19 protein-coding genes and 1 tRNA gene are annotated in these 26,691 nt (G+C 68.4%); 10 read left to right on the top strand and 10 right to left on the bottom strand.

Annotated elements, in window-relative coordinates:
- Positions 1-110: 110 nt before the first annotated feature.
- The 4 genes from BW730_RS11720 to BW730_RS11705 all read right to left on the bottom strand — a co-directional run bounded on the left by BW730_RS11720 (position 111) and on the right by BW730_RS11705 (position 4,399).
- Entirely contained in the window at positions 111-1,505 is a 1,395-nt protein-coding gene (locus tag BW730_RS11720; protein WP_077686394.1) for a DUF4032 domain-containing protein, read from the bottom strand.
- Positions 1,506-1,514: 9 nt separating this feature from the next.
- Positions 1,515-1,922 carry a hypothetical protein gene (locus tag BW730_RS11715; RefSeq protein WP_077686393.1) on the bottom strand — a complete coding sequence of 136 codons (408 nt, stop codon included), beginning with the start codon at positions 1,920-1,922 and terminating at the stop codon, positions 1,515-1,517.
- Between the two features lie 2 nt (positions 1,923-1,924).
- The gene (gene metB / locus BW730_RS11710; protein ID WP_077686392.1) at positions 1,925-3,094 is read right to left on the bottom strand and encodes a cystathionine gamma-synthase; all 1,170 of its coding nucleotides are present in this window, start codon (positions 3,092-3,094) and stop codon (positions 1,925-1,927) included.
- Between the two features lie 213 nt (positions 3,095-3,307).
- Positions 3,308-4,399 carry an ABC transporter ATP-binding protein gene (locus BW730_RS11705; RefSeq protein ID WP_077686391.1) on the bottom strand — a complete coding sequence of 364 codons (1,092 nt, stop codon included), beginning with the start codon at positions 4,397-4,399 and terminating at the stop codon, positions 3,308-3,310.
- A gap of 412 nt (positions 4,400-4,811) precedes the next feature.
- Here BW730_RS11705 and BW730_RS11700 point away from each other — a divergent pair, with 412 nt between their 5' ends.
- Positions 4,812-5,750, top strand: coding sequence for a DedA family protein (locus tag BW730_RS11700; protein ID WP_226996759.1), 939 nt, complete (start codon positions 4,812-4,814; stop codon positions 5,748-5,750).
- A 643-nt stretch (positions 5,751-6,393) separates the two neighbouring features.
- The gene (locus BW730_RS11695; protein WP_077686390.1) at positions 6,394-8,838 is read left to right on the top strand and encodes a LuxR C-terminal-related transcriptional regulator; all 2,445 of its coding nucleotides are present in this window, start codon (positions 6,394-6,396) and stop codon (positions 8,836-8,838) included.
- Positions 8,839-9,307: 469 nt separating this feature from the next.
- Here the strand turns inward: BW730_RS11695 and BW730_RS11690 are convergent, their stop codons facing one another.
- The 3 genes from BW730_RS11690 to manA all read right to left on the bottom strand — a co-directional run bounded on the left by BW730_RS11690 (position 9,308) and on the right by manA (position 11,556).
- Positions 9,308-9,907, bottom strand: a complete 600-nt coding sequence (locus BW730_RS11690; protein WP_077686389.1) for a class I SAM-dependent methyltransferase — start codon at positions 9,905-9,907, stop codon at positions 9,308-9,310.
- Between the two features lie 312 nt (positions 9,908-10,219).
- Positions 10,220-10,295, bottom strand: a tRNA-Thr gene (locus BW730_RS11685).
- Between the two features lie 85 nt (positions 10,296-10,380).
- Positions 10,381-11,556 (bottom strand): mannose-6-phosphate isomerase, class I, encoded by a 1,176-nt coding sequence (manA, locus tag BW730_RS11680; protein ID WP_077686388.1) that lies wholly within the window; start codon positions 11,554-11,556, stop codon positions 10,381-10,383.
- A gap of 183 nt (positions 11,557-11,739) precedes the next feature.
- Between manA and BW730_RS11675 the strand changes: the two genes are divergently transcribed.
- Entirely contained in the window at positions 11,740-12,015 is a 276-nt protein-coding gene (locus BW730_RS11675; protein ID WP_077686387.1) for a DUF3263 domain-containing protein, read from the top strand.
- Between the two features lie 4 nt (positions 12,016-12,019).
- Here BW730_RS11675 and BW730_RS11670 read toward each other — a convergent pair whose 3' ends face one another.
- The gene (locus BW730_RS11670; RefSeq protein ID WP_077686386.1) at positions 12,020-12,469 is read right to left on the bottom strand and encodes a hypothetical protein; all 450 of its coding nucleotides are present in this window, start codon (positions 12,467-12,469) and stop codon (positions 12,020-12,022) included.
- Between the two features lie 89 nt (positions 12,470-12,558).
- Here BW730_RS11670 and BW730_RS11665 point away from each other — a divergent pair, with 89 nt between their 5' ends.
- A complete protein-coding gene (locus tag BW730_RS11665) occupies positions 12,559-13,239 on the top strand; it encodes a hypothetical protein (RefSeq protein ID WP_077686385.1) in 681 nt (226 codons plus the stop codon).
- Positions 13,240-13,375: 136 nt separating this feature from the next.
- Here the strand turns inward: BW730_RS11665 and BW730_RS11660 are convergent, their stop codons facing one another.
- Positions 13,376-13,684, bottom strand: coding sequence for a hypothetical protein (locus tag BW730_RS11660; RefSeq protein WP_077686384.1), 309 nt, complete (start codon positions 13,682-13,684; stop codon positions 13,376-13,378).
- Positions 13,685-14,116: 432 nt separating this feature from the next.
- On the opposite strand from BW730_RS11660, the gene BW730_RS11655 reads away from it, so the two are divergent.
- From BW730_RS11655 to pulA, 4 genes are all read left to right on the top strand, one after another.
- Positions 14,117-14,917: a hypothetical protein gene (locus BW730_RS11655; RefSeq protein WP_077686383.1), complete on the top strand. Its 801-nt coding sequence runs from the start codon at positions 14,117-14,119 to the stop codon at positions 14,915-14,917.
- An 11-nt stretch (positions 14,918-14,928) separates the two neighbouring features.
- Positions 14,929-15,768 carry a hypothetical protein gene (locus BW730_RS11650; RefSeq protein ID WP_145952829.1) on the top strand — a complete coding sequence of 280 codons (840 nt, stop codon included), beginning with the start codon at positions 14,929-14,931 and terminating at the stop codon, positions 15,766-15,768.
- A gap of 260 nt (positions 15,769-16,028) precedes the next feature.
- Positions 16,029-17,660, top strand: a complete 1,632-nt coding sequence (gene groL, locus BW730_RS11645) for a chaperonin GroEL (RefSeq protein WP_077686381.1) — start codon at positions 16,029-16,031, stop codon at positions 17,658-17,660.
- A gap of 474 nt (positions 17,661-18,134) precedes the next feature.
- Positions 18,135-24,224 (top strand): pullulanase-type alpha-1,6-glucosidase, encoded by a 6,090-nt coding sequence (gene pulA / locus BW730_RS11640; RefSeq protein ID WP_077686380.1) that lies wholly within the window; start codon positions 18,135-18,137, stop codon positions 24,222-24,224.
- Positions 24,225-24,490: 266 nt separating this feature from the next.
- Here the strand turns inward: pulA and BW730_RS11635 are convergent, their stop codons facing one another.
- The gene (locus BW730_RS11635; RefSeq protein WP_077686379.1) at positions 24,491-25,018 is read right to left on the bottom strand and encodes a GNAT family N-acetyltransferase; all 528 of its coding nucleotides are present in this window, start codon (positions 25,016-25,018) and stop codon (positions 24,491-24,493) included.
- Positions 25,019-25,143: 125 nt separating this feature from the next.
- On the opposite strand from BW730_RS11635, the gene BW730_RS11630 reads away from it, so the two are divergent.
- The gene (locus BW730_RS11630) at positions 25,144-25,851 is read left to right on the top strand and encodes a copper homeostasis protein CutC (protein ID WP_077686378.1); all 708 of its coding nucleotides are present in this window, start codon (positions 25,144-25,146) and stop codon (positions 25,849-25,851) included.
- Positions 25,832-26,347, top strand: a complete 516-nt coding sequence (locus BW730_RS11625) for an NUDIX hydrolase (RefSeq protein ID WP_077686377.1) — start codon at positions 25,832-25,834, stop codon at positions 26,345-26,347. The genes BW730_RS11630 and BW730_RS11625 overlap by 20 nt, the downstream gene beginning before the upstream one ends.
- The last annotated feature ends 344 nt before the right edge of the window (positions 26,348-26,691 follow it).

The raw sequence follows: 26,691 nt of genomic DNA, 5'->3' as shown, positions 1-26,691 counted from the left end.
GTTGGCCCGTGAGCCGCGAAACCTCGGCGTGTCGCGAAACGAGCGACCAAACATGCTCAAATCATGACCCGCCCGACGCCACGGCAACCCACAACGGGACCGGGGCGCAGTCAGCCCTTCTTGGCCTTGGCCTCCGCCTTCGCGGCTGCCTTGGCGCGCAGCGCGGCGATGTCGAGGCCCTGCATCACGGGGACGTCGGGGGCATTCGCCTCGTCCTCCCACGGGTCGTACGGCTTGTCCTCGTCGTCATGGTCGACATAGCCCTTCGACGGGTCGTACTTGTCGACCAGTTCCCCGGTGACGGGCTCAAGGTCGCCCATCTGCTCATCGGGCAGCGTCGTGAGGATCTCGCTGATGTAGCCGCTTGCCGCCTCCGGGGTCGGCACCTCGCGGTTCTCGCGCTGCGACTGGTACCAGCGGTAGTCGAGCACCTCGTGGAAGAACTGCGCCGCGTCGCGTTTGCTCCGAAGGTGCGCGGGGATCCGGTTGACGGCGGGCTCGAACACCTCGACGAGCCACTTGTGTGCCGCGACCGACTCGGGCACGTGCGGGGCGTACTTGGCGCGGAACGTGTCCATGTCGTTGAGCAGCCGACGAGCCTGGTGCTCCTCGGCGTCGAGGCCGGTGAGGCGCATCAACCGCCGGGTGTGGTGGCCAGCGTCGACGACCTTCGGGCGCATCTTGATGGTGCGACCGTCGGGTGAGGCGTCCACGTCGATCTCGGCGACGTCGAAGCCAAGGGCGTTGAGCCGCCGGACGCGACCCTCCAACCGGTACATCTCGGACTCGTCGAACTCCTCGACGCCGGTCAGTTCGGCCCACAACTGGTGGTAGCGCTCCTCGATGGTGTTGACGAGCCACTCCGGGTTCAGCGACGGGTCGAGGATGCCGCCGGCCTCGAGGTCGAGGAACTCGCCGTACAGGTTGGTGCGGGCGATCTGGAGGTCGTGGCGGCGTTGTCCGTCGGTCAGTTGGTCGTGCAGTTCGCCCGTCTCGGCGTCGACGAGGTAGGCGGCGAACTCGCCCGCGTCGCGTCGGAACAAGATGTTCGACAGCGACACGTCGCCCCAGTAGAAGCCGGTCAGGTGGAGCCGCACGAACAGCACGACCATCGCGTCGAGCAGTCGGTTGACCGTCTCGTGCTTGACGCCGGGGTAGAACAGCGAGCGGTAGGGGAGCGAGAACGGCAGGTGCCTGGTGAGAAGCACCGGGTCGAGCGGATCCCCCTCGGCGTCGACGCGCCCCATCACCACGCCGATCGGCTCGACGGACGGGACCCCGAGCCGCTTCAGCTCGGTCAGCAGGCGGTACTCCTGGACGGCGACCTCTTCGAGGATCTCCTTGGCGGCCAGGATGTCGTCGCCGACCTGCAGGAAGCGCACGACGTGGCGCGAAATACCCCGCGGGAGGGCGACGAGATGGTTCGTCGGCCATTCCGCCAGCGGCAGCTGCCACGGAAGCCGGATCAGGTCGGCATCGGGCTTGGCGGCGAGGAATCTGGGCACGGCCCCAGCCTACTGTGCCGAATCATGAGGCGGTGTCAGCGTCGCCAGGAGCGCCCGCCCGTAAGCGTTCTCTGGCTCGGCGTCGCGGTGCATCGACCCGTCGTCGAGCGTGACGACGAACCCGGCCGCGTCGCGCCGCAGCGACGCGAACCGGTCGCCTAGCGCCTCGCGCAACTGTCGCTCGTACGGGAGCCAGACGGTGTCGTCCTGCGCGACCGAGTCCAGGGCCCATTCGGTGGTGCCGTTGAACGCGAAGATCGTGCCCGCCTCCAACCGACGCGCCTCGACGACCATGTCGGCCAGGTGGAAGACGTCGTCGAGCATCTCGGTGCGGGTGACCGCGAACCGGTCGCCTGCCGTCGGCCGCCAAGCGAGGCCGGCCGACCTGAGTTCGAGCGCGAGCGACAGATCGAGCATCGCTATCCCTGGCTCCGTGCGGCACGTTCGAGGGCCTCGCCGACGACGGCGACCAGGTCGTCGGCCGACTCGACCCCGACGCTCAGGCGAAGCAGTCCGTCGCCGATGCCCGCCGTGGCGCGCGCCTCGGGCGTCATGCCCGCGTGCGTCATCGACGCAGGGTGGCAGATCAGCGACTCGACGCCCCCGAGGGACTCGGCAAGATGGAAGATCTGCAGCCCGTCGAGGAAGGCCTCCGCGGCGGGGCGTCCGCCGTGCAGTTCGAGGGCGAGCAGAGAGCCCATGCCCGTCTGCTGCCGCCGTGCGACGTCGTTTCCGGGATGCCCGGGCAGCCCGGGGTAGTACAGCGCGGCGACCGCGGGGTGGTCGCGCAGCAGGTCGACGAGCGCCTCGGTGTTGGACGTGTGGACCCGCATCCGGGCGTCGAGGGTGCGCAGCCCGCGCAGCGTCAGGTACGCGTCGAACGCGCTCCCGGTGAGGCCGAGCGCGTTGGCCCAGAGCCGGAGTCGGTCGTGGACGTCCTGTTCGGCCGCGACGGCGACGCCCCCGACGACGTCGGAGTGGCCGTTGATGAACTTGGTGGTGGAGTGCACCACGATGTCGGCGCCGTGCTCCAGGGGGCGCTGGTACAGCGGCGAGAGGAACGTGTTGTCTGCCGCGACCATCGCGCCGACGGCGTGCGCGGCGTCGGCGACCTTGCGGATGTCGGTGATCCGCAGCAGCGGGTTGGACGGCGTCTCGATCCAGACCAGGGCGGGGGAGAGGGCGAGCGCGGCACCGAGCGCCTCGTCGTCGTTGAAGTCGACGAAGTCGACCTCGAGCCTGCCCTGCTCGGCCAGGAACGTGAAGAGTCGCCAGGTGCCGCCGTAGGCGTCGTGCTGGACGACGACGCGTCTGCCGCTGGGCACGAACGCCTCGGCGACCAGGGTGATGGCCGCCAGGCCGGTCGACACCGCCGTCGCGCCGGCGCCGCCCTCCAGGACGGCGATCGCGTCGTTGAGGTGGTCGCGGGTGGGGTTCGCCGAACGGGAGTAGTCGTAGGCGCGGGGTTCGCCGATGCCCTCGAAGGTGTAGTTGGTGCTCAGATAGATGGGAGGCACGACCGCTCCGTGCGTCGGGTCCTCACCGAGCCCGGTGCGCATGCCCTGCGTCCACCGTCCGAGTTCCGCCATCGAGGCTCCCTTCTCCTCCGAGGATCTTACGGCCACTGGCGAACCAGCCCTTCGCCCGTTTCGCGATGAGCATGTTCCGTCGCTCGTTTGCGATGCGAACGCTCACATCTGCCATTCGCCGCGACGAGCAGCGGAACATGCTCACGGAACCATCCGAACACAGCACGAGGGGCCCGGGAGAACCCGGGCCCCTCGTGTGTGACGTTCAGATGATCAGGAGATGCGATCTTCGGTCTTGGTGCTGAACACGTGCACCTGGTCGGGCGAAGCGGTCAGACGAACGACGCTGCCCTTCTCGGGTGCGGTGCGGGCGCCGACGCGTGCGACGAACTGCTGGGCGGTGACAACCTCGTCGTCCGACAGGCCCGCGAGGGTGCCGTAGAGGAAGGAGTCTGCGCCGAGCTCTTCGACGACCGCGACGTCAAGCCCGATGCCGTTTTCGCTGATCTGGAAGGCCTCGGGGCGGATGCCGACGGTGAGGGTGTCGTCGCCGGCCGCCTTGGCCAGGGTCTCGCGGGGAACCGGAACGGTGTAGTCACCGATCTGGACGCCGCCTTCGACGATCTTGCCCGTCATCAGGTTCATCGCGGGCGAGCCGATGAAGCCGGCGACGAAGAGGTTGCGGGGGGCGTCATACAGGGCGAGCGGGGTGTCGACCTGCTGCAGGATGCCGTCCTTCATGACCGCGACGCGGTCACCCATCGTCATGGCCTCGGTCTGGTCGTGCGTGACGTAGACCGTGGTGACGCCGAGACGCTGCTGCAGGGCGGCGATCTGGGTGCGGGTCGAGACGCGGAGCTTGGCGTCGAGGTTCGACAGCGGCTCGTCCATCAGGAAGACCTGCGGCTGGCGAACGATCGCGCGGCCCATGGCGACGCGCTGACGCTGACCACCCGAGAGGGCCTTCGGCTTGCGGTTGAGGAAGTCCTCGAGGCCGAGCAGCTTGGCGGCCTCCTGGACGCGCTGCTGGCGATCGGCCTTCGGCACGTTCTGCATCTTGAGCGCGAAGCCCATGTTGTCGCCCACGGTCATGTGGGGGTACAGGGCGTAGTTCTGGAAGACCATCGCGATGTCGCGGTCCTTGGGCGGGAGGTCGGTCACGTCGCGCTCGCCGATGAAGATCGAGCCGGAGTTGACCTCTTCCAAGCCCGCGAGCATGCGGAGCGAGGTGGACTTGCCACAGCCCGAAGGGCCGACAAGGACCATGAACTCGCCGTCCTCGATCTCGAGGTTCAGTTTGTTGACCGCAGCGCGGTCGGTACCGGGGTAGACGCGTGAGGCGTCGCGGTAGCTAACGGTGGCCATGCCACATTTCCTTTCCACGGGCAGGTACGTGCCCGACGATCCGTAGTGGATTGGAACCTAGTTGTTTAGGTGTTCCTGGAAGGGACTTTACACCCCCTGAGTTCGGCGTCTACTGCAGGTTCAGGTTTGGAAACGGGCCCGATGTCCGACACGCCGGAATGCCGCACTGACTTTGATCGTTCATATGCCGTTCGTATTCCGGCCATCCAGATCCAGGCCCGCGCGGACGCCGCCTTCGCTTGGCGGCAGCGGGGACGCGCATCGCTCAACTGGCGGATTTCCGGGCTGCTGCCGGACCCGAGACCCGGGCCTCAGGCCCTCGCCTTGCCAGGGGGTTCGGCGCTGGCAAGGTCTGTACCAAAGGGTGAGGTCGCCGCGCGGCCCTCGGGGTGGCGTGACGTAGCATTCAGCCGTGACCGAGACCCCAGACGACGCGCGCGAGCCGCGGACCCCGGCGCCCAGCGCCGACGACACGAGGCTCGACCCATCCGCGGGCGTCCCGGTACCTGCCGAGCGGGTCGACGACCCGTACCTGATGGACCAGGACGTGGCTCTGCCCTCCCACTCGGGCGTCGAGGCGGCGGACCCGTTCGCGGTGGGCGAGGTGGCCGATCCGGCAGACGCCGGCTCCGAGGATGAGTCGGAGGAGGATGCCTGGTGGGAGGCCGACGGCATGCCGTGGAAGAAGAAGCCCGGCCGATCCGACTATGCCTGCCTCACCTGGTTCGGTGTGGTGGCCGTGTTCAGCCTCATCCTCATCCCGGTTCGCGCCTGGCTGCTGCCGATCGCCCCCGACTTGCTGGCGATGCTGACCGGAGGTCGCACCGCGGTCGCCGCGAGCGGCGCCGTCGCCTCCACCGGCGCGATGCCGCACTGGCCGATCGTGTTGATCGTCTCCTCGATCCTCAGCCTGAAGTTCGACTGGATCTACTGGTGGGCGGGCAAGCTGTGGGGACGGGGAATGATCGAGGTGTGGGCGGGCCAGTCGAAGCGCGCCGCCCGCAACTACGAACGCGCAGAGCGGTGGGCCGACAAGCTCGGCCCCATTGGCTTCCTGATTGCCTACATCCCGATGCCGCTGCCGCTGATGCAGGTCGTCTTCGTGCTGGCAGGCGCCTCGAACATGAGCCTCAAGCGGTTCCTGATCTACGACTACATCGCATCGACGCTCTGGTTGATCGGCTACTTCGTGCTCGGCTGGCAGTTGGGTGAGGGCGCCGTCGCCGTCCTCGACTGGTACGCCAAGATCGCAGGCTACGTCGCGATCGGTCTCGTCGTTGTCATCATCGTGACGACCTACTGGCGCGCATCCAAGAAGGCCAAGGAAGAGGCTGCACAGAAGGGTCGGTGAGGCGACGACGCCCACGTGCCCGACTCCTGCGCCGTCGGATGGTCTCCTGACGCTCGGCGCCAGCGCCTGCATCCTCGAGCGAGGCGTACCGCTCAACTGTTGTGCAAACGGGTGATTTGGTGGGTGAAAAGCGCCAACGGGGCGACAAATGCGGTTTTGTCCCACTCTTTCTGTGGAATCCTTCCGGTTGTCCGACTCGGAGGAACCGTCGAGAGAGGCCGAAGTGTCCAGCAGGAAACTTCAGCGCCTCACGCTTGACGGGTTCAACGGTCGGACACCTGTGACGCCCGGGGCAATCGCGCCGCGTCACATCCCGGTCCGCCACCACGGTCAGCGCACGTCCCCCCCTGTACGCAAACCGGGCCTGCATTGCTGAGATGCAGGCGGTGGCGCCGCCCTCCACGAACACCACGCGTGGAGCCCGTCCGGATCCCGGCCGGGTGTGGGTCGCAGCTGCGACCCGCGGCGGCGAACTGAGCGTTCTAGAGAAACACTCAGGGTGTTGCAGAGGTTCTGCCCTCGGCGATGAGCCGAGGGCAGAACCTTTCGCGATTATGTCCGAGGTCGTAAGTCGTGTAAATAGCACCAGTACGAGGGGCAGTGCATGAACGCAGGCCCGCGGTCGCAGAGAGAGGAAGTGACGGTGAGTCTGGTCGACACCTCCATGCCCGGCAGGCGCTGGCGTCGACTTTTTCGAGGCGGCGCCCCGAAGGTGATGCTGGATCGCCCGCGACTGATCGGCCGCATCCTCGACGCCCCAGAGCAGTGGGTCGCGGTGCACGGCACGACAGGCATGGGGAAGTCGACGCTGCTGCGGCAATGCCTCGAGGCCGCGCGGCTCGGAGGGCTCCCGACGGTGCTGGTGGCGCTGGATGAACGGCTCGCCGATCCGACCGTCCTCGCAGACTACATTCGCGACAAGGTCCGAGACCTGGACCGCGCGCTGATCATCATCGACGACATCGACTGGTGCGACCTGGCCCAGGACCTCGACCCGCTGTGCGGCCTCTTCGGGGAGCACCCGGGCTTCCGCTTCCTCACCGCCTCTGCCGACGCGCCGACGCCGCGGGTGCCGGCGGGAATGATGGTCCACCTGTCCGCGGGCGACCTGGCATTCACCCGACCCGAGGTCGTCGAGCTGGGGACCAGATGGTTCGGTGAGAGCATGCCAGGGCGCACCCTGGACGCCTGCTGGAACCTGCTGAGGGGCGGCGTCGCGGCCACCGTTTACTCGTTCGAGCGGATGGGAGAGGACCCGCGTCGGGCCGACCTGATCCCTCAGGCGCTCCTCGACGCGGTCGCCGTCACCCTCGACATCAGCACGAACCTGCTGCCGCCCTACCCGGAGACAGGGCAGAACGTCGCCTGGCGAACCCTCTCGCTGATGCCTGAACTCAGCCCGTCACTCGCGGGTCGGCTGCTCGGGGCCAAGGCGACGCAGGTCGTCGACGAGTACGTCCAGATCCCCGGCGTGACGGTGCCGTCGGCGACCGACCGGGAACTCATCGAATGGAGCCCGAGCTTCTGGCATCTCTCCCGCGAGTTCCACGGCGTGGCGGCCGAGACCCGGCTCGACCTGGCGGACCGTCTGCTGCTCCTCGGCGAGCGGCGCGCGGAACTGTGGCAGCGCCTGCTCGCGGGGGACTGGGGCGGCGCCGAACGCATTCTCGTTGAGCGGTTCGCGGAGGCGGCGATGGCGATCCCGGACGGCGTGGTCGACTCGATTCTCGCGACGAGTCCTCCCTCGCCCGACCGGTTTCCTCTGGTCGCGGCGCTGTGGGTGTTCAGCAGGCTCGAGCGTCGAGGCTGGAGTTCTGAGTGCGAGGGACTCCTGGCCGGACTGGCCGGACGTCGTCGTGGTGAGGCTTCGCTCCAGGTGGACCTCGTCTGTGCCCAGGCCGCGGCGATCCTCGGTGACCGCGGCGGACTCATGGACGCCATGACGGGCATCCTCGCGTACCTCGATGCCATGGAGCCGCAGGAATGGGTTCACCTTCTCCCGCAGGTGCTCCGACTACTCATCCACGAGGGGGAGTACGTCGCGGCGCGCGAGTTGATCTTCAAGACCCCCGGTGAGCCCGACCCTCGACACCTGGTCACCCTGCGGGCGATCGAGGGCTACCTGCTGTCCGAGAAGCATGCGGAGTTCATTCCGACGGGCGGCGACGCGACGGAGGCGGCCCGACTCGCGGCCGAGATCGGGCCCGCCGCGGCCGCCTGGCTCCTGCTCGATCACGAACGTCAGGCCGACGTCGTCGACCTCCTCGAGCCCTACCTCTCGGGGCCGCTGCCCCGTTCCGGGTATGCCGAGCCGCCCGAGCGGGCGCTCATCGTGACCGCCTACCTGGCGGCCCTACTGCTGAACGACGAGAGCGCAAAGGCCGCGCGGAGGTTCGGGCGCGTGTCGCAGCGCGAGCCCCTGCTCGGCGCCGACGTCGCGGTGACGGTGATGGGCACCCAGGTGTTGATCGCCTGCGGGGACCTCGACGGTGCCTACCGCCAGGCCAACTCCCTCCCGGAGGGGCACGCGCTTCGTCCCGTCGCCGTTGCCCTCTGCGATCTGGCGGCGGGCAACGAGGTGGTGATGACCTTCCCGCGGGCGCGGATCGGCGTCCGGGCCCAGGGGCTGAGGCTGGTCATGGAGGCGGTGCAGCGGGCGCGCCACGGTGACCACGACGGCGCCTTTACGAGCCTCGTAGCGGCCCTGGCGGGCACCGGTTCATGGGCAAGCGGGTTCGCGGTGCGGCTGATGTCGGCCTCCGACCGGGCACTGCTGCGCGGCGTCGCCACGGCGGCCAGGGCGGCGAACCATCCCAACTCGGCGGCGGTCGTGCGACTTGTCGGCGCGCCGGATCCGGGTGTGGAGGTTGAGGGCCCGGCCCAGACCTCGGCCCCGCTGACTAGGCGCGAGAAGATGATCCTTCAGGGCATCGCCCTTGGCCTGACGTTGCCCCAGATCGCGGAGCGCGACTATGTCAGCGTCAACACCGTCAAGACCCAACTCAAGTCCCTGATGCGCAAACTTGGGGTCTCGGGAAGCCGCGAGGGAGCTGTGCAGGAGGCCAGAAGGCGCGGCATCATCGGCTGACAGTGCGAGCTGGGGCTTGTCCCCAGTCTGCAGTCGCCGTCGCCGTCGCCGAGCCTTCCAGGGGCCCAAGCCTGTCGCGTCCCTGGGCCTGTCGCCGTTCCCCGGCAGTCGTTCCCTGAGCCTGTCGAGGGGTCCGAGCCTGTCGCCGTTCCGTGAGCCTGTTGCCGTTCCCTGAGCCTGTCGAGGGGTCCGAGCCTGTCGCCGTTCCGTGAGCCTGTTGCCGTTCCCTGAGCCTGTCGAGGGGTCCGAGCCTGTCGCCGTTCCGTGAGCCTGTTGCCGTTCCCTGAGCCTGTCGAGGGGTCCGTGCGCCCACCGCCCGTCAACCACCAGCGCAGGCGAGGACGACCGGGCCATGGGGACCGCTCCAGTGCTCGGGCCCTTCGACCGGCTCAGCGAGCGGCGGCAGGTGGCCGACTGCCTGCGAGAGGCGTTGCCGAAGCGGTGCGGGCCCCTCCGAGCCGTCAGTCGGTCACCGCAGAATGGCGACGATGAAGTCCGAGTCAGCCTTGAACGGGCGAAGGTCCCAGGTCGACAGCGCGAGGTCCAGTTCGAGGCCCGACTCCTCGACGTCTGCGAAGAACTGCGCGAACTCGTAGCCGCGGCCCGCACCGAAGCCAAGGACGACGCGACCGTCGAGGCGCAGGTGCGCCCTGAACCGGCGCAGCACCTCGACGCGGGTCGACGGCGCGAGGAAGCCCATCACGTTGCCCGCCGAGACGATCACGTCGAAGCCCTCGTCGATGCCCCGCTCCGGCAGGTCCATCTCCGCCAAGTCGCCCACCAGCCACGTCGGACCCGGGTAGTCGCGCTCCGCGGCCGCAATGAGGGCAGGGTCGACGTCGATGCCGACGACGGTGTGCCCGAGCGCGTGCAGCCTGCCGCCGACCCGGCCGGGCCCGCTGCCCGCGTCGAGGATCCGGGACCCACGCGGCACCATCGCGTCGACGGTGCGGACCTCGCCCGCGAGGTCGTGACCTGCTGCCTCCATCACCTTGAACCGTTCGATGTAGCGGCGGGAGTGGTCGGGGTCGGCCTCGATGATGCGGGTCCACTTGCTTGGTTCGGTCATGGGCCCATTGTGTCGCCCCTCGACGGCGCCTCCAACCGGGCTCCGGGTAGCGGTTGGCGCGAGGTCGGACCAGGGCGCGGAGTGCGGGCGTATCGGGTCCCGAACGCTGCTGCGCCATGGTGGAGAGGGCCCTGCGGCGCGGGTCGGCCGATGAGCATGTTCGGTGTCTCGTTGCGCGACACGCCGTGAAATCACGGCGTGTCGGCAAACGAGCAACCAAACATGCTCAAGGAAACAAGCCCAGCCCCAGGTCGATGACACCGGATGGGGCTCGCGCCGGAGGCGGCGGCGTCCCCGAGCGGGGCCGGTTGGTGGAGCCTCCTGAGGGAGTCGAACCCTCGACCACTCGCTTACAAGGCGAGCGCTCTGGCCGCTGAGCTAAGGAGGCGTGCTGGCCCATTGTGCCAACGCGCGGGCGCGGTTGCCAATGCCGAGCGAGAGCGACCGCCCATCTCGGGGGTCGCGACGAGCCTTCAGGCCCCGGACACCGCGACGAAGAGTTGCCCGTGCCCCTTCACCGCGACGTGCTCGTCTGCGGCGACAAAGACGGCCTGCCCCTGAGTAAGCGCCAGCGACTCCTCGGCCTCGAGAACGAACTCGCCCTCGGTCGCCAGCACGACGCGACCGCTGTCGGTGCGCGGCAGTTCCAGGGTCTTGCAGTCGACCGGGGCGATCAGCCACAGTTCGAACTCCGCGAACGACGTCGGGTACACGTAGACGCCGTCGACTCCCTCGGGGAGGAGCACCTGTGGCTCGCCCGGCTCGAAGTTGACGACCTGGAGCAGCCCGTCCACGTCGATGTGCTTCTTGGTGAGGCCACCGCGCATCACGTTGTCCGAGTTCGCCATCACCTCGACGCCGGTGCCCCGAAGGTAGGCGTGCATGATGCCCGCGCCAAGCGCAACGGCCTCTCCCGGTTCCAGCGCGAACCGGTTGAGCAGCAGGGCCGCGAGGATTCCGGGGTCGCCCGGGAAGTGTTCGTCCAACTCGACGGCGGTGCGGGCGAACTCGCCCAACGCCCCCTGCGCCTCCAAATTGTTGACGGCTGCCGAGACGACCACGTCGACGAGGTGACGGCGCTCGGCGAGAGACAGCACGTCGAGGAAGACCTCCTGCAACGCGGGTGCGGCGCGCCGGTCCCGCAACGGGCCGATCACCGACGACAGTTCGTCCGCGATGCCGAGGCCCTCGAAGAGCCCCGCCGTGATCAGCGGGTCGCGGAAGCCGAGCAGCCCTTCGAACGGCGTCAGGGCGACGATCGCCTCGGGCTTGGGCCAGTCGTCCTTGAAGGAGCGCGTCGGGTCGGTGGGGTCGAGGCCGAGCAGCGACTCGCGGGCGTACCCGGCCTCGGCCTGGTCGCGCGAGGGGTGCGCCTGCAGGCTCAGCGGGCTGCCCGCTGACAGTAGTTTGAGCAGGAACGGAAGCCGGTTGCCGAACTCGGAGCGCGATGCCTCTCCGAGGGTCTCGGGGTGGGCCTGAACGTACTCGTCGAGCGTGGTGCCCTCGTCGGTGAGGGTGGGGCCGTTGGGGTGGGTGCCGAGCCAGTATTCGGCCCACGGCTGCCCATCGACGTTCCGGGCGAGGATCGCTGGGATGGCCTCGGCGCTGCCCCAAGGGAAGTGCTGGACGTGGCCGTTGAGTCGACGCATGCTTGAGTTTCAGTCCTCGTTGATTGTGAACAGCGGTCAGCCGAACTCTACCCGTGGCGGTCGGCGGCGCGCTGAGTCACCCCCCATGCCTGCGCGAATCGGTCAGTCGAACGCGTGTCCGCGGGCGCGGAACCGCCGACTCTGATAATGACAGCGGTGTGATTTGGACGTAGCATGGGCGCTATGTCTGAGGCACTCTCGTTCACCGGCGCGGTCGATCTGTCGGAGCGTGACGCGGCCATCCTCGACTTCGAGGACAGGTGGTTCACCAACGCGGTGCCAAAGGAGCAGGCGATCATGGAGCACTTCTCGCTCTCATCTGCCCGGTACTACCAGCACCTGAACGAACTGATCGACACCCCAGAGGCCCTCGGCTACAAGCCCTTGCTGGTCAAGCGTCTCAGGCGGATGCGCTCCCAGCGGCAGGCGGCCCGCTCGGCGCGCCGGCTGCATTCCTGAATCTTCACCGCCCGAACAGCCGCGCGAGGCCCTGCCTCAGCGGCTGTTTCGCATTCTCCGGGTAGCCGCCGATCCTCAGCCCGGCCTGCCGCTCGAAGGGGTTGGCTGAGGCCCGGTCGCCGCAGCGCACCATCGACCAGGCGACCGCCGCGAAGTACAGCGGGATGAACGGCAGCCCGAGGCAGGCTGCCCACTGCCAGGCATGCTCATCCTCGTGCGCGATCAGCGTGGGGTTGCGTGCCTCCGCCTCGTCAAGGCTGCGGCCGAGGATCAGGACGACGCTCCCGACGGTCATGGCGCTGGCGTTGATCCCGGGCAGCCTGACGTCCTCGGCGATCCAGAGCCCGTCGCGCCTGCGCAGCCGGCCACCCCGGGCGACGGCGACGCCGAGGCCGAGCGGGGTCGACAGGTTCACCACGTTGGCTAGGTCGCGGATCGTCCGTAGTCGGTTCATGGTGGCCCCACCTATTTGAGCGCTAGTACCTACAAACGCTGACCCTATCCGCTGGAAGAGTTGCCCAGAGACATCGAACCGGAGGACGAATGGACGACATCACCCTCAGCCCGCAGTTGATGGAGGCCCAACTCGACGAGTTGGTGCGCGACATGCTGGCACTTCAGCCAAGGCGTGAAGAGGTCACCGTGCGTGACACGGAGGGCCAGGTCGCCGCGACCATCGACCCGGAGGGCCGGCTCGCCCGGGTGCTCGTCGAGCCGCGTTGGGTCGACAAGATCGAGACCGACCATCTCGCGAATGCCATCCTCGCGACGATCGCCGAGGCGCAACTGGAGGCCTCCGGTCTCTCCGGTGACGCGCCCGTGATCACCGACGAGCAGGTCGCGGCGAAGCGGCAGGAGATCCTCCGTCAGGCCGAGAACGAACTCCAGGCGCCGACGCCGGAGGGCGAACTGCAGGCGAAGATCGACAACCTGCCGAACCTGTTCGACCGGCTGGACGATGCGTTGCAGCGTCTCGAGGACCGCGCGACCGAACTCGAGACGCCCATCCCGCTCGAAGAGGCCGCCGCGCTCGGGCTCACCGAGGCGCCGATGGGGGAACAGATCCGATCCGAGAACTCGATGGTGAGCCTCACCGTCAACCCCGAAGGCGGGGTTGTCGACGTCTCCATCCATCGCAACTGGCTTGAGGGCAAGTCGGGCATCGCCGTCACGGAGTGCCTCGACCAGATCATCAGCCAGATGACCGATCAGCCGATCAGCTAAGGGGAACCATGTCTGAGACAACGACGGCCACCTTCGAGTGGCCGGCCCAGAACGACAACGTCGGCGCGATGCGCGGCGGAAGGTCGGCCGCCTCCGGCGGCACGGGCGACGAGGCGCAGGACGCGCCCACCGAGGACTACGTGACGGGTGAGGCCGTCACCGCGGTCCCCGACGACGCCATCGAGATCACCTCGGACGTCACTGTCGCCGATGAGGCCGTCGCGGTCGCGCCGGACGGCACGGTCGTCGACACCACGGGCGAGGGCACCGTGGTGTCCACCGCGGACGGCGTCGAGATCACCGTCGGGGCAGACGGAAGCGTCAAGATCGACGCCGACTTCATGGACAACGACGATGCCGACATCTCGACGCTCGCCGCGGGCGGTTCGTTCGAGACCGAGTCGGGCACCGTCGTCACCCGCAACGATGACGGGTCGCTGACCATCGAACAGGCAAACGGCCAGACGATGACCGTGCACGAGGACGGAACGGTCGACGTCGATCTGCCCTCGGAGTACGAGCAGATGGCTAGCGGTGCCGGCGCAGGCTCGGGCTCGGGGCCGAACCTGCGGCGGAGGAGACGCCAGAGGAGGCGGCGGGCGAGGATCCGGCCGGCGCCGGCTCGGGCGGTGGCGACACCGGTGGCGGTTCGGGCTCGGGCGGCGGCGGCGATCTCGGCGGCGGCTCGGGCGGAGGCCTTGGGGGTGGCTCGGGCGGCGGCAGCGATGCCGGTGGCATCGGCGGACTGGGCGACGTCGGCAGCATCGGCGGCGGCTCGGGAGGGCTCCCCTCCGGTGGCGGCCTCGGTTCGGGCGGCGCGCCAAGCGGGGGCGTCCCCTCGTCGATCGGCGACGACCGCGTCCCCAACGTCTCGACGATGCCCGACTACGGGCCGCGCCCGGCCTCCGTGCCGGATGTCCAGCCGGGCCAGCCCCTGCCGAGCACCCCGTCGACACCAGGTGCCGGCGCGGGCGTCGGATCCGGCGTCCCCGGCGATGACGGACTGGTCTGGGATCCGGTCGACACCGACGGCGACGGCACGCCCGACTACCGCGACACCGACTCCGACAACGACGGCATCCCCGACGCGGTGGAGGCGCGTCCCGACGGCGCGAGCCCCGGGATCCCCACCGCACCGAACCCGGAGCCCGACGCACCGACCGGAGGCACCCCCACGGGAGGCACGCCGACCGGTGGCACGCCAACGGGTGGGACGCCGACCAGTGGGACGCCGAGCACTGGGACGCCGAGCACTGGGACGCCGAGCACTGGGACGCCCACTGGAGGCCCCCCGACGCAGGAGCCCGGCGACAAGCCCAAGGATCCCAAGCCCAACGAGCCGACGGTCTGCACCGAGCCGCCGCCCCAGCCGGGAGGGCACGACTTCACCGTCGACCTGTCCGACCTGCGCGACGACGCACGCTACGTGTCCAACCTGATCCCGTCGGCCAGCGAACTGTCGCAGTGCTGGGAGTCGGTCGCCGACCTCGTGCAGCACTGGGGACTCTGGATGCCCGTCGCGGGCACGTACAAGAAGGGCTGCCGCCAGTTCGGCACGCTCTACGAGGGTGCTGCCAAGGAACTCCAGGCCGTCAGCGACGCCCTCACCAAGACCGCCAAGCGCTACGAAGAGATGGAAGCCAAGGGCGTCCAGATCTCCGGCCAGATCAATAAGTAAGGGATATCGACATGGCAGCAATCGCGAGGCAAATGGGACGGGCCCCCGGATTCAGCCCGCCCGTCGGTCGCACCGGTGGGTGCGCCTTCACGCTGGACGTGCAGTGGATCCTGGACGTGATCGACCGCGTCAAGCAGGTGGTCGACCGGATCGGGCGCACCGTGCAGCAGGTGGTCCGCATCGCGCAGAAGATCCTCGGGGCGCTCGGCGGCATCGCCGACCTGTTCTGCTGGATGCCGGGCGTCGGCAAGGTGCTCAAGTCCGCCGTCGAGCGCGCGTGCAAGATCATCGACCGCACTGTCGGGTTCATCACCAAGGGCATCAACACCTCCCTTGAGGTCTTCAAGCATGTGCTGGCGCCCTGGGAGGTCCGCTCGGCGGGCAAGTCCATCGCGGACGAACTGGCGCCCAAGTGCCAGACGTTCGCCCTGCAGTATCAGCGCGGCCACTTCAAGTCGGCCGAGACCTGGACCGGCGACGCGTCCGACGCCTTCTTCTCGTCCATCAAGGTCCAGGAGGAGGCCGCCGACAGCACCGCCAAGGGAGCGAAGGCGTTCGGCGACGCAGTGCACCAGATGGGCGCAAAGGGCGTCGAGATCACCGTCACGTTCGTGACGCAGTACATCACCACCGCCATCGGCGTGATCGTCGCGGCGCTGGAGATGGCCGCAGTTCCGGTGGGCACCGCCATCGGCGCCGCCCAGGTGATCGGCCTGATCACGAAAATCATCGCCTACGTGATGACGTGGATCAACGCCATGATCGGCCTCATCAGCTCGATGGTCACCATGGAGAACGCCGCCCACCAGGCTGTTCCCGGCGGCACCTGGCCGCCGGCCGTGGTCGGCTGAGGCTCGCAGAAGAGGACAAGACGCACGGGCGGGACCCTCCCGGGTCCCGCCCGTTTCCATGCACTCTTCGGCCCGGAAGGGCCCGAATCTTTGCACTCTCTTGGGTCGAGTGCTAATAATGGAGTTAGCACTCTCGCCTAGCGAGTGCTACCGGATCGAGGATGAGGCTCAGGCCGTCCGTCGCGGGCATCAGCGGTCCACACCTGACAGACAAACAGCGGGGTGTGACACCCCATCGACGGGAGGACTCCCGAACCACCATGGCAAAGCTTATTGAGTTCAACGAGGACGCTCGCCGCGGCCTGGAGCGCGGCATGAACACCCTGGCCGACGCGGTCAAGGTGACGCTCGGCCCCAAGGGCCGCAACGTCGTCCTGGAGAAGAAGTGGGGCGCACCCACCATCACCAACGATGGCGTGTCCATCGCCAAGGAGATCGAGCTCGAGGATCCCTACGAGCGCATCGGCGCCGAGCTCGTCAAGGAGGTCGCCAAGAAGACCGACGACGTCGCGGGCGACGGCACCACCACCGCCACCGTGCTGGCACAGGCAATGGTCCGCGAGGGCCTGCGCAACGTGTCGGCCGGCGCGAACCCGATGGGCCTGAAGAAGGGCATCGAGACCGCGGTCACGACCATCATCGACAAGCTGGCCGAGATGGCCATCGACATCGAGTCGAAGGAGCAGATCGCCGCCACCGCATCGATCTCCGCCGCTGACCCGACCGTCGGCGAGATCATCGCCGAGGCGATGGACAAGGTCGGCAAGGAGGGCGTGATCACCGTCGAGGAGTCGAACACCTTCGGCCTCGACCTCGAGCTCACCGAGGGCATGCGCTTCGACAAGGGCTACATCGCCCCGTACTTCGTCACCGACACGGAGCGCATGGAGGCCACCCTCGATGACCCGTACATCCTGATCGCCAACTCGAAGATCTCCTCGCTGAAGGACCTCCTTCCCGTGCTGGAGAAGGTCATGCAGTCGGGCAAGCCGCTGCTGGTCATCGCCGAGGACGTCGACGGTGAGGCCCTCGCAGGCCTGATCGTCAACAAGATCCGTGGCACCTTCAAGTCGATCGCCGTCAAGGCCCCCGGCTTCGGCGACCGCCGCAAGGCCATGCTCACCGACATCGCCATCCTCACCGGTGGCCAGGTCATCTCGGAGGAGGTCGGCCTGTCGCTCGACGCCGTCTCCCTCGACCTGCTCGGCCGCGCCCGTTCCGTGCTCGTCACCAAGGACGAGACCACGATCATCGACGGCGCGGGCGACCAGGCCCAGATCGAGGGCCGCGTCTCGCAGATCCGCAAGGAGATCGAGAACTCGGACTCCGACTACGACCGCGAGAAGCTCCAGGAGCGCCTCGCCAAGCTGGCAGGCGGCGTCGCCGTCATCAAGGTCGGCGCGGCGACCGAGGTCGAACTGAAGGAGCGCAAGCACCGCATCGAGGACGCCGTCCGCAACGCGAAGGCTGCCGTCGAGGAGGGCATCGTCCCCGGTGGTGGCGTCGCGCTGCTGCAGGCGGCCAAGGCCGTCAACTTCGACAACCTCAGCGGTGATGAGGCCGTCGGCGCGCAGATCGTGCTCGCGGCCTCCTCTGCCCCGCTGAAGCAGATCGCCAGCAACGCCGGCCTCGAGGGCGGCGTCGTGGCGGAGAAGGTCGGCAACCTGCCCGCGGGTGAGGGCCTCAACGCTGCCACCGGCGAGTACGTCAAGATGGTCGAGGCCGGCATCATCGACCCGGCCAAGGTCACCCGCTCCGCGCTGCAGAACGCGGCGTCGATCGCGGCCCTGTTCCTCACCACCGAGGCCGTCATCGCGGACAAGCCCGAGAAGGCTGCAGCGATGCCCGGTGGCGACGACATGGGCGGCATGGGAGGCATGGGCGGCTTCTGATCCGCTCCTGTCCCTGAGGTCGCCCGGTACGCCGAGTCGACCGAAGGGTCCCGATCAGCCAAACGCAAGGGCGGTCCCGAAAGGGGCCGCCCTTGTTGCGTCCCGTGCCCGGGCACGGCGCAAACCCGGCCCAGTCGATGAACGACTGCCCGCGCGGTGCGCCACCTCGTGCCCGGCGGACGGCGCGAGAACGGGTCGCAAGTGGGGGGAGGGCCGACTGGCCTGATACGGCCATCCCGAACAGTGGGGGCCGTCAGGCGCGGGTTCCAAGGCGCATGGGGTTGGTTGAAGGGCCACCCAAAGGGTCACGATTTGGCCACAACCCTTGCGAGTTGATCGTTCAAATGTCATTCTTGGAAAAGTTGAACGTTCATATCCTGCCGACGAGGGCCGATGCTGGGCGAACCGGACAAAATTGTCTGAGTCATCGTTTAGCGTGAAACTCCTGGGCACACCCTGACGAAGGAGTCACGCATGCGCTCGACCCGGTTCACCGCGTCTCTCGCGGCCACCGCCTTGATCGCGGCCAGCGGTGTCGTCACCGCGGCAGTTCCTCTCCAGACGGCGGCCGCCGCGACCACGGCCGTCACGCTGGTGGGCGACCTGCAGACCGAACTGGGCTGCGCGGAGGACTGGGCACCCGCCTGCGCCGCGTCCGGGCTCGCCGACGCTGACGGCGACGGCGTCTGGAGCGCCGACTTCACCGTTCCCGCGGGGGACTGGGAGTTCAAGGTCGCCATCAACTCGTCCTGGGACGAGGCCTACGGCCCGGCCGAGGGCAACTGGCCGCTGAAGCTCGCTACGCAGCAGAAGCTGACCTTCACCTTCGACGACGCGAGCAACAAGGTCTCCGTCGCCGCTGCCGACCTGCCGGGCGACTACGTCCCCTCCGACGACGCGCTCGCGAAGGCGCCGTTCGCCGATCCCGGCGCCGGCAACTCCTTCTACTTTGTGATGACCGACCGCTTCGACAACGGTTCCAGCGCCAACGACTCCTGTATCGCCACGGGCCATGCTGGGGCCGACGGCAAGCTTCCCGTCGACTGCTCTGGCACCGACCGGCTCACCACCGGCTTCGACCCGACGGACAAGGGCTTCTTCAATGGGGGTGACATCCAGGGCCTGCGCGACCGGCTCGACTACATCGAGGGCCTCGGGGCGACGGCGATCTGGCTGACCCCGTCGTTCGTGAACCGCCCCGTGCAGGGCAGCGGGGCCGACGCGTCCGCCGGCTATCACGGCTACTGGGTGACCGACTTCACCCAGATCGACCCGCACCTTGGCACCAACGCCGAACTGAAGGCGCTGATCGACGAGGCGCACGCCAAGGGCATCAAGGTCTACTTCGACATCATCGCCAACCACACCGCCGACGTCATCTACTACGCGGGACATGAGGGCTCCGACCCCGCCTACGTGACCAAGTCGCAGAACCCGTACAAGGACGTCGACGGCGCCTCGTTCGACCCGGCCAGCTACGCCCCTGGCGACAAGGCCATGCCGAAGCTCAACCCCGACACCACGTCGTTCCCGTACGACCCTGAGGTCCCGGCAGGCATGGAGGACGTCAAGTTCCCCACCTGGCTCAACGACGTGACGCTCTACCACAATCGCGGCTTCGACCCGTCGTGGCCGTCGGGTGAGGCCGCCACCTACATGGACTTCGGGAACCTCGACGACCTGATGACCGAGAACCAGATCGTGGTCGACGGCATGAGCGACATCTACGCGGCCTGGACCGACCTGGGCATCGACGGCTTCCGGATCGACACCGCCAAGCACGTCGACTTCGTCTTCTGGCAGGAGTTCACCAAGCAGATCAAGGACCACACCGCCACCGGCAATCCCGACTTCTTCATGTTCGGTGAGGTCTACGACGCCGACGCCAAGCTGCTGTCGCCCTACGTCCGCAACTCCTCGATGAACTCGGTCCTCGACTTCGCCTACCAATCCTCCGCCCTCAACTTCGCGAAGGGCTTCACCGCAAAGGGGCTCTCCGGGCTGTTCTCCGCCGACGACTACTACACGACCGCGCACAGCTCGGCCGCATCGCTGCCCACCTTCCTCGGCAACCACGACATGGGCCGCATCGGCTACCTGCTCGGCACGTCGAGCGACAAGCTGAAGCGAAGCACCTTCGCGCACGAACTGATGTTCCTGACCCGCGGCCAGCCGGTCGTCTACTACGGCGACGAGCAGGGCTTCGTCGGTGACGGCAACGACAAGGACTCCCGCGAGTCGATGTTCGCCTCCAAGGTGCCCAGCTACCTCGACAACACCCTGATCGACGGCTCCGCCTACGGCGCCGGCGACCACTTCGACACCGGTGTGCCGCTCTACGGGTCGATCGCCAAGCTCGGCGACCTCCGTGGCGCAAACGAGGCGCTGTCGACAGGCGCTCAGATCGAGCTGTACGCCGACAACGGGGCGGGCGTCTACGCCTTCTCGCGCGTCGAGCGCACGGAGAAGGTCGAGCATCTGGTCGCGCTCAACAACTCCACCTCCGCCAAGACGGTCGAGCTCACCACCCTGACCCCCGGCGCCAGCTATGCGCCGCTGTACGGTGCGACCGATCCGGTCACCGCCGACGCAAACGGCAAGGTTTCCCTCACCGTCCCGGCGCTCGGCGCGATCGCGTTCAAGGCGGGCACCAAGGTCGCCGACGCGGGCGCGAGCCAGGCGATCAAGGTCGCCTCCGGTGCACCGGCCGACGGACTGACCCCGATCACCGCGACCGTCGCCGCCGACCGCTGGGCCGAGACCTCCTTCAGCTATCGCGTGGCAGGCGACACCGACTACACGGCGCTCGGCACCGCCACCACCGACCAGCCCCGCGTCTTCGCCGACTTCGGCGCGCTTCCCGCTGGCACCGTCGTCGAGGTGCGCGGCGTCTCCACCGATGCCGACGGCAGCCGGGTCGCCAACTCGACGACCGTGATCGTCGGCACCGACCTGGGCTCCGCGGCGCCCGAGCAACCAGACGTCGACCTGTCGAAGGTCGTCACCGTGCCCGGCAGTCACAACGCGGCCATGGGCTGCGCGGGCGACTGGCAGCCGGGCTGCCTCGACGCGTCTCTCACGCTCGACCAGGCCTCCGGCCTCTACATCGGTGCCTGGGACCTGCCCGCAGGCAGCTACGAGTACAAGGTCGCCGTCGGCGGAAGCTGGGACGTCAACTACGGCGTCGGGGGAGTCCCCAACGGTGACAACGCCACCTACACGCTGGCCCAGCCGGCCAGGGTCACGTTCTACTACAACCCGACGACCCACGCGTTCTTCAACACCGCGCAGGGCCCGGTCGTCACGCTGCCCGGCTCGTTCCAGGCCGCCGCCGGGTGCCCGGGCGACTGGCAGCCCGACTGCCTCAACACGCTGATGTTCGACGCGGACGGCGACGGGGTCTACACCTGGTCGAGCGCCACCATCCCGTCCGGTTCCTACGAGGTGAAGGTCGCGCACGGCCTGTCCTGGGCCGAGAACTACGGCCAGGGCGGCGTCCTCGACGGACCCAACTACAGCTTCCAGTCGGCGGCTGGGAAGCTGGTCACCTTCAACTACACCCTCTCAACCCACCTTCTGGAGATCGTTGTGGAAGATCCTCCGCTGGCCGGAACAGGCGAGTACCTCGGCCACTGGATCGACGCGGACACCGTGGCCTGGCCGACGAACCTGATCACGGCCGACGCCGCCAAGACGACGTGGGAGCTCTGGACCGACGCCGACGGCGGTCTGGCGCTGGAGGAGGGCGCGGTCGTCGGCGGGGCGGGCGACGGCGCGGTCAAGCTGGCCGACCTGCTACCCGACGCGGCGGGCCTGACCGCCGATCAGCTCAGGAACCGCGGTCATCTCAAGGGGTTCACCGCACTGAAGTTGCAGCCGAAGGCGCGGGCGGCCATCGACCGGGCCGTGCTCGAGGAGGCGCTCAAGGGTGACCTGGCGATCATCCAGCGGGGACCGGACGGCCTCGCACAGGTCTTCACGGGCCTGCAGATCCCCGGGGTCCTGGACGACTTGTACGCCGCGGAGGCGCGCACCGATGCGATCGGCGTCACCTTCGAAGGCGGCGCTCCGACGCTCAGGCTGTGGGCACCCACCGCAACCTCGGTCGACCTGCTGCTGTTCGACGACCTGATGGGAACCGGTACCCCCACCCGCACCGCGATGACCCGCGCCGCCGACGGCACGTGGAGCATCACCGGCGCGGCCGACTGGAAGAACCGGGCCTACCAGTTCGACGTCAACGTGTTCGTGCCATCGCTCGACGCCGTCACGCACAACATCGTCACCGACCCATACTCGGAGGCGCTGACGCTGAACTCGACACACACGGTGCTCATCGATCTGGACGACCCCGCGTTCGCGCCGTCGATCTGGACCGACACCCCTGCCCCCAGGATCGCCCAGTTCGTCGACCGCGCGATCTACGAACTGCACATCCGCGACTTCTCGATCTCGGACGAGACCGTCCCCGAGGCGCTGCGCGGCACCTACGAGGCCTTCGCGCTGACGGGTACCGACGGCGTCAAGCGCCTGACGGAGTTGGCGAAGGCTGGCATGAACACCGTCCACCTGCTGCCCAGCTTCGACATCGCCACGATCGAGGAGAACAGGGCCAATCAGAAGGTGCCTGCCATCCCGACCGACGCCGGCCCCGCCTCTGAGGCACAGCAGGCCGCGGTCACCTCGGTCGCTGACGAGGACGCCTTCAACTGGGGCTACGACCCGTACCACTACTCGACCCCGGAGGGCTCCTACGCCACCGACGCCAACCAGAACGGCGGCGCGCGCACCAAGGCGTTCCGCGAGATGGTCGGCGGGCTGCACCAGATGGGCTACCAGGTGGTCCTCGACCAGGTGTTCAACCACACCTCCGCCGCGGGTCAGGCGAAGACCTCTGTCCTCGACAAGGTCGTGCCCGGCTACTACCACCGCCTCAACCTCAAGGGCGCCGTCGAGACCTCGACCTGCTGCCAGAACATCGCAACCGAGCACGCGATGGCCGAGCGGTTGATGGTCGACTCGGTCGTCACCTGGGCCGCCGACTACCACGTCGACGGGTTCCGCTTCGACCTGATGGGGCATCACTCGGTCGACAACATGGTCGCCGTCCGCGATGCACTCGACGGCCTCACCGCGGCCAAGGACGGCGTCGACGGCAAGGGCGTCTACCTGTACGGCGAGGGCTGGAACTTCGGTGAGGTCGCGGACAACGCGCGCTTCACGCAGGCAACCCAGGGCCAGTTGAGCGGCACGCACATCGGCGCCTTCAACGACCGACTCCGCGACGCCGTCCACGGCGGCGGCCCGTTCGACGAGAACAAGTCCGAGTTCCAGGGCTACGGGACCGGCCTCTACACCGATCCAAACGGCGTCTCGACGGCTAGCCAGGACGACCAGTTGGCCGACCTGAGGCACCGTCAGGACCTGATCCGCATCGGCATGGCGGGCAACCTCGCCGACTACTCCTTCGAGACGTCGGCCGGGAAGATCCAGAAGGGCAGCGAGATCGACTACAACGGCCAGCCGGCCGGGTACGCCTCGCAGCCCGACGAGTCCGTGAACTACGTCGACGCGCACGACAACGAGACGCTGTTCGACATCGGCATGTGGAAACTGCCCGCCGACACCACAATGGCGGACCGGATCAGGATGAACACGCTGTCGCTCGCGACCGTGTCGCTCGGCCAGTCGCCGTCGTTCTGGCACGCGGGGACCGACCTGCTGCGATCCAAGTCGATGGACCGCAACTCGTACAACTCGGGCGACCACTTCAACACGCTCGACTGGACGATGCGGGACAACAACTTCGGCGTCGGCCTGCCCCCCGCCGCCGACAACTCGTCGAAGTGGCCCGCGATGAAGCCCTACCTGGAGGACGCGGCCAACAAGCCGACCGCGGCCGACATCGCCGCCTCGCGGGACCAGGCGCTGGAGTTGCTGAACCTGCGCTCGGCCCACCCGTTGCTCACGCTCGGCTCGGCGGAACTGATCGAGCAGAAGGTTAGCTTCCCGAACGCGGGTGCCGACCAGACGGCAGGCCTGATCCTGATGCGGGTCGACGACACCGTCGGCGACTCGGTCGATCCGGACCTGGACGGCGTGCTCGTCGCGTTCAACTCGTCGACGCAGCCGATTACCGAGGCGGTCGACGACATGGCGGGCCTCGACCTTGCCCTGTCGCCGGTGTTGACCGACGGCGTGCACGACGACCCGGTCCTCGCGGGCGCGGCGTGGGACAAGGCCTCCGGCTCGATCACGGTGCCCGCCCGCTCGGCGGTGGTCTTCGTCCAGAAGAAGAAGGACACACCCTCTCCGACGCCGACGCCGACCCCCACCGCGACGGCCACCCCGACCCCGACGGTCACTCCGACGCCGACGGCCTCGCCATCGGCGACCAAGACGCCGAAGCCGACCAAGTCGCCCAAGCCGTCGAAGACGCCTAAGCCGTCGAAGACGCCCAAGCCGACCAAATCGCCGAAGCCTCCGACGGGCAAGCCGACGGACCGGCCCCGACCAGGCCTCCCGTCGACCGGATCGCTCGACGCGGCCCGCCTGGACCGGTAACCAACGCCGCGACCGATTACCTCCACCACGGCAGGTAACTGCCACCGCGACCGACAACCACCGCGACGCCCTCCCAGCCTGTGCTGGGAGGGCGTCGTGCTGTGCTCACCTAGCGGTTGGGCGCGGTGAGAGTCGGGTTTGAGCATGTTCGGTTGCTCGTTGCGTCGTGGGCGCTGTTTGAACGATCAGATCGCGAACGAGTTGCCAAACATGCTCAACGCGCACCCAGCAAGCGGTCCCGCCGACTCCAGGAAGGCGGCGGTGGGTCAGGAGAGGCGCGCCATCCGGTGCATGCCGACCCCGCCCCAGTCGTTGCCCGCGGCGTGCTGCTCGTCCACGTCGGCGAAGCCGAGTCGCTTGTAGAAGCGGTGGGCGCGCTCGTTGCCGTCGATGAGCCACAGGTACAGGTCCTCGCCCTCGTCGACGACGTTGAACATGGCCCTTGCCAGCCCAGTGCCGTGCTGGCTCGGGTCCAAGTAGAGGCGCTCCAACTCACGGCCAGCAGGCGACGGGACGAGGCCGGCCGCGATCTCCCAATCCTGGGGTCCATCGAGGATCGAGGCGATCCCGACGATGCCGCCATTGAGTTCGGCGACCACCCGTCGCGCGGTGCCGGGCGACGCGAAGGCCGCCGCCAGTTCAGGCACCCAAGCGTCCCGGTACTTGCGATCCTGGCCCGTGGCGAAGTCCTCCGGGACGATCCCCGCGTACGCCTTGGCCTGCTGGGCGACGAGGAAATCGAACCACGCGTCGGCGTCGGAGGGCTGGGGGGCGCGCAGCAGGGGTGAAGACACCCGGGCACTCTACGACGCGCCCGCGCCCGGTGCCATTCGACGCGTGCGGGTGGTCTGGTCGACCAGATCGCGCGTTCAGAGCGGGTCGCGCCCCGGGCCGCAGCGCGGCCGGGCACAATATCGGCATGGGTCTGTTGGAGGTCATCGCGCTGCACGCCGCCGACGCCGAGCGTGCCGAGGCCGGGGGAGCCGATCGCGTCGAACTGGTGGGCACCATGGACGACGACGGGCTCTCGCCCGAGCCCCGGCTCGTCGACAAGGTGCGTCGCGCGACGTCGATCCAGATTCGCCCGATGGTGCGACTCAGGGGTGGCTTCACCACCGACGGCGGCGAGGCCACCCGGCTCAAGGGGCTGATCAGTTCGTACTTCGACGCAGGGGCGGACGGCGTCGTCCTCGGTTTCCTGAACGGTATCAACCGGATCGACCTCGAGGTCGTCGGCGAACTGGTGGGCGACGGTTCGTTCCCCTGGACCTTTCACCGTGCCATCGACCACTGCCTCGACGTCGACAGGGCGTGGGTCGACCTGCGCACACTTCCCGGCCTCAATCAGGTGCTCACGGCCGGCTCCGCGAGGGGAGTTGAGCAGGGCCTCGACGATCTCGTCAGGCGCGCCAAGTCCGACCCCGAGGTCGCCCGGCTGATCATGGCAGGCGGTGGCCTGGCGGCCGAGCACGTCCCCTGGCTGGTGAGGGCCGGCGTCCGCGCATTCCACATCGGCTCCCCGGCACGGCCCGGTGGCTCATTCAAGGCCTACGTGGACGCCGATCTGGTCGCCAGCTGGCGCGACCTGATCGACGACGAGGTCGCCCATGCGCGGCGTCCCGACTGAGCGCCCCGTCAAGCGCCGCCGCGGCGCGCGGGTGGTGGTCGTGGCCGCCGACGCGGTTCTACTGCAGGGCGACACCGATCCCGGCCTGCCCGGCTCCCGCTTCTGGCAGGTCCCGGGAGGCGGGGTCGACGAGGGGGAGAGCACGAGGGAGGCCGCGGCACGCGAACTCCACGAGGAGACGGGCCTGCGCGTCGAGCCGGCCGAACTGGTCGGTCCCGTCGCGACCCGGGTCGTCAGCCACGGGTACTCGGATCGGATCCTGATCCAGGCCGAGACGTTCTACCTGCTTCGGACCGAGAGGTTCGAACCGGTGAACGCGGCCCTCAGCGAGGCGGAGGCGCGGCGCCGCGTCGCCAGCGCCTGGTTCCTTGTCGAAGACCTCCCCGACGACGTGTGGCCGTCCGAGCTCCCCACTCTGGTCGCCTGGGATGGGGGAGCACCGCTCGACCTCGGAGAGGTCGAGGAGTCGACCGTGCCGGTGTCGGACGCCGGCTGAGGGGCCGCGCCGGCTGAGCTTGTCGGTGCGTCTGCTCATCGTTTGCTGAGCTTGTCGAAGCGTCGATCATCGTTCGCTGAGCTTGTCGAAGCGTCCGGGGCTGGTTGGCCTGCTCTTAGTTCCGTGTCGCTGTCCGGAGGCAACACTCGAGGTTGCGGACCCCTCGACAGGCTCGGGGAACGGAGGCTGGCCCTTGTTGCTGGCGGCATCGTCCGCTGAGCTTGTCGCTGGGTGGGGTCGGTCGAGATGTCGGAGCGTCTGCTCATCGTTCGCTGAGCTTGTCGAAGCGTCGATCATCGTTCGCTGAGCTTGTCGAAGCGTCCGGGGCTCGTTGGCCTGCTCTT

The sequence above is a fragment of the Tessaracoccus aquimaris genome (assembly GCF_001997345.1).
Lineage (GTDB): Bacteria > Actinomycetota > Actinomycetes > Propionibacteriales > Propionibacteriaceae > Arachnia > Arachnia aquimaris.
Note: the sequence above shows the minus strand (reverse complement) of the source record. Positions and strands in the feature narration are given on the sequence as shown.

Coding starts and splice junctions, on each gene's coding strand:
- manA (WP_077686388.1), bottom strand. CDS start 11,556: ATGCGTCGACTCAACGGCCACGTCCAGCACTTCCCTTGGGGCAGCGCC.
- BW730_RS11670 (WP_077686386.1), bottom strand. CDS start 12,469: ATGAACCGACTACGGACGATCCGCGACCTAGCCAACGTGGTGAACCTG.
- BW730_RS11665 (WP_077686385.1), top strand. CDS start 12,559: ATGGACGACATCACCCTCAGCCCGCAGTTGATGGAGGCCCAACTCGAC.
- BW730_RS11625 (WP_077686377.1), top strand. CDS start 25,832: ATGCGCGGCGTCCCGACTGAGCGCCCCGTCAAGCGCCGCCGCGGCGCG.
- groL (WP_077686381.1), top strand. CDS start 16,029: ATGGCAAAGCTTATTGAGTTCAACGAGGACGCTCGCCGCGGCCTGGAG.
- pulA (WP_077686380.1), top strand. CDS start 18,135: ATGCGCTCGACCCGGTTCACCGCGTCTCTCGCGGCCACCGCCTTGATC.
- BW730_RS11675 (WP_077686387.1), top strand. CDS start 11,740: ATGTCTGAGGCACTCTCGTTCACCGGCGCGGTCGATCTGTCGGAGCGT.
- BW730_RS11690 (WP_077686389.1), bottom strand. CDS start 9,907: ATGACCGAACCAAGCAAGTGGACCCGCATCATCGAGGCCGACCCCGAC.
- BW730_RS11660 (WP_077686384.1), bottom strand. CDS start 13,684: ATGGTCAGCGACCCGTCATCGTTGCGGGTGACGACGGTGCCCGACTCG.
- BW730_RS11705 (WP_077686391.1), bottom strand. CDS start 4,399: ATGGCCACCGTTAGCTACCGCGACGCCTCACGCGTCTACCCCGGTACC.
- metB (WP_077686392.1), bottom strand. CDS start 3,094: ATGGCGGAACTCGGACGGTGGACGCAGGGCATGCGCACCGGGCTCGGT.
- BW730_RS11655 (WP_077686383.1), top strand. CDS start 14,117: ATGCCCGACTACGGGCCGCGCCCGGCCTCCGTGCCGGATGTCCAGCCG.
- BW730_RS11650 (WP_145952829.1), top strand. CDS start 14,929: ATGGCAGCAATCGCGAGGCAAATGGGACGGGCCCCCGGATTCAGCCCG.
- BW730_RS11715 (WP_077686393.1), bottom strand. CDS start 1,922: ATGCTCGATCTGTCGCTCGCGCTCGAACTCAGGTCGGCCGGCCTCGCT.
- BW730_RS11630 (WP_077686378.1), top strand. CDS start 25,144: ATGGGTCTGTTGGAGGTCATCGCGCTGCACGCCGCCGACGCCGAGCGT.